This window comes from Natronococcus sp. JC468, from assembly GCF_012163165.1.
Classification (GTDB): domain Archaea; phylum Halobacteriota; class Halobacteria; order Halobacteriales; family Natrialbaceae; genus Natronococcus; species Natronococcus jeotgali.
In genome coordinates this window covers 1-3573 of sequence record NZ_JAAVUO010000083.1, presented here as the reverse complement: position 1 = coordinate 3573, position 3573 = coordinate 1, and the positions used below count along the sequence as shown (strand labels likewise).

Annotated in this window: 4 protein-coding genes; 3 read left to right on the top strand and 1 reads right to left on the bottom strand. The window is 49.4% G+C overall.

What is annotated here, in order from left to right; translation table 11 throughout:
* From GWG54_RS20355 to GWG54_RS20345, 3 genes are all read left to right on the top strand, one after another.
* Window positions 1–273 (top strand): Lrp/AsnC ligand binding domain-containing protein (locus GWG54_RS20355; protein ID WP_245242900.1); only part of this gene is annotated, 273 nt, incomplete at its 5' end.
* Window positions 274–468: 195 nt separating this feature from the next.
* Window positions 469–753 carry a PadR family transcriptional regulator gene (locus GWG54_RS20350; RefSeq protein ID WP_167939456.1) on the top strand — a complete coding sequence of 95 codons (285 nt, stop codon included), beginning with the start codon at window positions 469–471 and terminating at the stop codon, window positions 751–753.
* Between the two features lie 268 nt (window positions 754–1021).
* Entirely contained in the window at window positions 1022–1450 is a 429-nt protein-coding gene (locus GWG54_RS20345; RefSeq protein WP_167939455.1) for a TRAM domain-containing protein, read from the top strand.
* A gap of 1021 nt (window positions 1451–2471) precedes the next feature.
* On the opposite strand, the gene GWG54_RS20340 is transcribed toward GWG54_RS20345, so the two are convergent.
* Window positions 2472–3215 (bottom strand): CPBP family intramembrane glutamic endopeptidase, encoded by a 744-nt coding sequence (locus GWG54_RS20340; RefSeq protein ID WP_167939454.1) that lies wholly within the window; start codon window positions 3213–3215, stop codon window positions 2472–2474.
* Between the last annotated feature and the right edge of the window lie 358 nt (window positions 3216–3573).

Below are 3573 nucleotides of genomic sequence, written 5' to 3'. Positions count from 1 at the left end.
CGCCAGACGGCGTCCAAATCCCCTGAAATCAACGATACAATCCGCAGAAGGAAGGGCCGTTCAACGGAGCATGATCAGATGATCTCTGTCTACGAAGTCACCGGTGACTACGATATCATCGCGATTGGCAAGTTCACAGACACTGATGATATGAACGACCAGATCAAAGCCCTCGTGACTGATCCGGACATCAAGCAGTCGAACACCAGTATTGTTCTGAATAGCGTTGCCGAAAACGAGCAGTTCGAACTCGAAGACGAAGACGAAGTCTGAGTGGTCGAATTCGCCGGCATTCAACCCCTCGAGCAATGAATCACAAGTAGGCATGACGCGTTTGTAGCTGTCCGTCTCTCCCACCAAACAATCGGTTCTGAATAGCTTCTCTTCGTTATTGAATTCTGCTCAGAATCTATATGGGTGTACTGTCCTTCGAGTGGGTTTTAAGCGAGTAACGGGTGTAGATCTGATATGTACGATTTGACCGCGTTCCAGCGCGATCTGCTCTTTGTGGTTGCTGGATTAGATGAACCGCATGGACTTGGGATCAAAGAAGAACTCGAGGACTATTACGAGAAAGAGGTCCATCACGGCCGTCTGTATCCGAATCTGGATACGGTCGTCGACAAAGGACTCATCGATAAAGGACACCTCGATCGTCGGACAAACATCTATTCCCTCACGCAGCGTGGACAACGTGAACTCGAAGCCCGCCGCGAGTGGGAAGACGAATACGTTAGTGAGGTATTCGACTGAAGCGCAGTCTCTTCTTTAAGTGGTTCTGATCACAAGGTAGAGATATAGCAGGGGGAGACGTTCTTGTCATGTTTCTCAATTCGGTAGCGTGGGTTGTCGCCATTTCTCAAGGTCAGTGATAACCGTACCGACGAGGTCACCGAATTAGTCGAGTAGGTCAACGAGCAGTGAGGCATGAGCAGTATCGCGAACGCAGGAAGTTACTATAGGTGTCATTCGCCGGACTAAAGGTGCTGCTCACGAGTCTGGTAACGAAGAACAAGCACCCATGGAAATTTCTGAAAAGCTACTATGTGTATTTAGCGCTACGGTCGAAGAACAAGACGACTCGTACGTAATTGAAGTCCCAAAACGCGAGTTGAGCGATGGCGATGTACAGTTAGAAGAGATATATCGGACAGCACTCCTTCGGTCTCTCTCGTCGCATTCAGACGACCAGCCAGAGCAAACTCGAGAGTCATCCGAGACCTCACCTCCTGAGCCACCGGTTACAGAAGACGAAATACGGACTGTCGAGATCGAAAACACCGGAGAACAAGGCGATGGGATCGCTCGTGTCGAGCGTGGCTATGTGATTATCGTACCCGAAACGGAACCGGGAGATCATGTGAAAGTCAAAGTTACCGGCGTTCGAGAGAATGTCGCCTTCGCTGAGGTCATTGAGCGAGAGGAGACACAGCGCCCTCAATCCTCATAGACTCTCCTCGAGGATTCAGTACTTGAGAGGTCCTTGGTTTTGCCCCGATACCGAAATATGACCCCGGAATAAGCATATTCACTAATACGGTAGTTTAGACCACTAACAATACCTGGCTCTTTCTATAATTGTACTATAGCAGATCAGTTTGAGTCCTCGCTACTGTTCCCAAGGGCAGCACCTAGCCGATCTGGAGTCTGCTCTCTCTGATTGGTGGGTGCTAGGTTGTCCTACTCTCCGCGTAGTGGAGCAAGTCTGTCTGAACCAGACGTGGTATCTGGTGAATACGAACACATGACACTGGTACGACTGATAACACGCTCATGCTGTTGAAGAAGGAAACCCGAATTGGGTAAAGGGTCACTCTCTCTGCGTGGAAGAGCGGGTTTTGAGTAGCGACACTGGAAGCTACCTCGTAGGAGCGCCGAACCCCTTCTAAGACTAACAGGAATTAACGGCTGAGAGGGTGTCTGAAAGATCGCTGATAGACTGATTTGTCCGAATTCACCGATGAAAAGCCTTCTAAACGGCCTGTAGTCTCATCTACAGGAGCGCGCAGAAGTTGAAACTAGTTTTCTCAATGCATATGGTTTGGCCACTTCCATTCAGAATTCACCCTCTGGAAAATAGATGTAGAGAAACTACGAGCCGACACGGTCATTTCAATCAAATAACAGAGATGTTGATAAAGCCCCGCTGAATACACAGCGCATATTCAACACGCTGTGGAGTGTGGAATCCGGACTTGCAGGCTATTTCGAACCTATGGGCTCTGGTGAATCGCCATAGGGCCGGGCTTCGGCTGTTGAGCGTGTGTTGCAACTGCCTTTGACGAGGACCAATCGAGGTTGTTGGGGAGATAGCTACTACTGATAACGATTACAATAAATTCTGTCTATAATATTCTCTATTTTATATCTCAATCCGGATGCCGTCTAGTGATTCAACAGAGTCGCATAAAGGTTCCTCTTCCGCTTCAATTCAACCATTCTGATGGCTTACCCCGACGCCGTCGGTGGATTCAATAGAACTCTTCTGGACGGATCTTGATGCTTCCTGACTGCCACCAGACGTAGCCTATGACGGCGAATGCAGCTGGAATTAGGAGCGCTGTTTGGAGAAGTCCAGATTGCCCTATGAACCAAGTAGGCCCACCTACAACCAGGGTGAAAACGGATACAGATGGTTCGAGGGTCGTCGGGAAGACGTATGTTGAGACGAAATTAAATCCGGTATGGATGCCGATGGACAGGCCGATTTGACCTGAAAGAAGATAGGCGAACCCAAGCAAGAGTCCGGCACCTAGGAAGTGCAGCCCCTGTAGGAGAGATGGCGCAGGATGGACCATTGCAAAGAGGATCGCCGATGCCCCCCAAGCGGCAGCGATTATTCCTGGTTGGGATAACCACCGGATGTCAAACCCCTCGATGGCATTTGTGAGGATGTACCCCCTAAAGACGAGTTCCTCGACGACTGCGATACTGACAGTGATGGTGATCGCTAAGCCGATCTCACGAAGATAGTTCGTTGTAATGTTGAACTCTGTATCGCTTACTGTGACCCATCCACCAAAGTAGCTCATTAAAACTGTCCCTGTCGGGATTGCACCGCCGATAATGACGCCTACGATTGCATCTGACATCCACCTCCGGTCAATTCTGATACCAAATTCGCGGACTGGGCGTCGGTCGAGATATTTTGCTGCTGCGAGTATTAGTCCAACTGTACTTAGGACTAGCAGCGCCCGCAGTATGGCTGATCGCATCAGTCCTCCTGCAGATAGGGCAACGAGAACTGGAATAGAGATGAAGATGATAGTATATGTTACTAAAAACAGACAAATACGGGGAAACGCTCGTGGACGCTGCTCTCTTTCGTTCCATACGAGCACTCGCACACGGCGAACATGCTCTTGTATATACGAATGCACTCTCGATGTCTCACTAGATGATTTGTGCGCTCGGTACTTATTTTCTACAGGCAGCCGGTGGCATGTCTTTGAGTTCGCCCCTTCTTGGACAGGCCCTATTCATGATCGCCAAAATGATGGGATCAACACCTATGAGAATCCTGCGACTGACCAAACCACGGATCGTCTAATAGCTGTTTCGTCGTCGATAGTG